Origin of the sequence: Ancylomarina longa (genome assembly GCF_003996985.1) — a bacterium.
Lineage (GTDB): Bacteria > Bacteroidota > Bacteroidia > Bacteroidales > Marinifilaceae > Ancylomarina_A > Ancylomarina_A longa.
In genome coordinates, this window is sequence record NZ_RJJX01000057.1 from 1 (window position 1) to 1,718 (window position 1,718).

Genomic DNA, 1,718 nt, shown 5'->3' on the forward strand with positions numbered 1-1,718 from the left:
TGTACAATGTTGATTTTGCTTGCTTAAAGGATACTGAATTGAACAAAGTAGTAAGCCAAATTACCACACGAAAGGATTCGGGCGGCAGTGGGGTGTATTAAAAAACCTATAAAATATCTCATGTTTGTTATCTTTGTTTGATTTCAACTATTTTAATTTGAGGATAAACTTCTTGTAAAAGATACCCACATCTTGCACTATCTTCCAATAGAATATAATCTAGCTTAATTTTCAATTTATTTTCCTGAAAATTCTCCTGTAGCTCAATCGGTTTATAAACTTTTGAATTTATATTGATTGCCCAACCACARCCGTCAGCTGCAGGGGATCCTAGATAAACAACAACGCCATTTACCAAGTTGTTATTATCATGGTCACTACAACGATTTATTGCTGTAAATAAGATAAAACACATTAAGAATACCGAAAATAATTTCATTTTAACTTTCATAATTTTAATTTTTAATAGTTAGTTGTTTATACCTCTTCAAATAAGATGTACAATAAAGGTTTTGCTTGCTTAAAGGACACTGAATTGGACAAAGTAGTAAACCAAATTACCACACGAAAGGATTCTGGAGACAGCGGGGAATAACTGCAACATCATCAGAAGCATGTGATTCTATCCGACTATTGACAGTAGTTAGGTCGAACATGTTTGAATTTACATCTACTTGTCCCGACCATAAATCAGAATATAATCCTCTCCAAATCTGGGGAGATAGAATATTGTCAGACACAATCTGCCCATTGTATAAGGAATCATCAACCAAACTTAAACCATAATCCGAAAGTATTCCGGATGGAACTTGGGTTAGGTCTACATTCTCAAAAATTGCGTTCATTTGAGAACGAAAATCGCCATTTTGTGCAATGGTAACTGAGAATACATTGCATATTAACAAAAGGTTAAATAATAATTTTTTCATGGAGTAAAATATTTTGGGTAAAAAAAATTGAGTTTTACATTTGTATCTCATCAATTACTAGATCGAATCGTCCATCTCGAACTTCAACTATAACACCATTTTTATTAATAGCATCAAAGGAAAATGTACCAGATATGACTTTTTCAATAGTATCCAAACGTGTAATTAAAAATTCTCCAGTATGAATAGAATCTATTTGGAATGTAATATTATCTTGGTCTAATATTTTTGACATATATACAGCATCTACACAATCTTTAGTCTCCATAGTTCTTTGTAAATTAATTGTTTTACCTTCTTTTAACTCTTGTTCACAAAAAAAGAAACCTAAATGACTAGCTGCTCCTTGATATGCTATAATATCTAAATATTTATCATTCGTTAAAACATTCAGCCCTAATACTACTTGGATTTTAGGATATGGTAAATTAGGACGCGGAATCCAAACCTCACCATTCACCAAACAACCAAAAGTATTCTCTCCTGTTTGAGTAACCGGAGGCAATTGGGGATCATCATCTTTTTCGCAACAATTGGCTGTTAGCATGATAAAAACTAATAGCAGAAATGGTAATAATTTAACTTTTGCTTTCATAATTTTAATTTTTAATAGTTAGTTGTTTATACCTCTTCAAATAAGATGTACAATGTTGATTTTGCTTGCTTAAAGGATACTGAATTGAACAAAGTAGTAAGCCAAATTACCACACGAAAGGATTCGGGCGGCAGTGGGGTGTATTAAAAAACCTATAAAATATCTCATGTTTGTTATCTTTGTTTGATTTCAAC

At 31.9% G+C, this 1,718-nt stretch carries 3 protein-coding genes; all 3 read right to left on the reverse strand.

Going from position 1 to position 1,718, the window contains the following annotated elements; genetic code table 11:
- Nucleotides 1-127: 127 nt before the first annotated feature.
- Nucleotides 128-451 (reverse strand): hypothetical protein, encoded by a 324-nt coding sequence (locus tag DLK05_RS16390; protein ID WP_127345075.1) that lies wholly within the window; start codon nucleotides 449-451, stop codon nucleotides 128-130.
- 106 nt (nucleotides 452-557) lie between these two features.
- Nucleotides 558-929, reverse strand: coding sequence for a hypothetical protein (locus DLK05_RS16395; RefSeq protein ID WP_127345076.1), 372 nt, complete (start codon nucleotides 927-929; stop codon nucleotides 558-560).
- A 34-nt stretch (nucleotides 930-963) separates the two neighbouring features.
- Nucleotides 964-1,524, reverse strand: a complete 561-nt coding sequence (locus tag DLK05_RS16400) for a Riean_0653 family protein (RefSeq protein WP_127345077.1) — start codon at nucleotides 1,522-1,524, stop codon at nucleotides 964-966.
- Nucleotides 1,525-1,718: the final 194 nt, after the last annotated feature.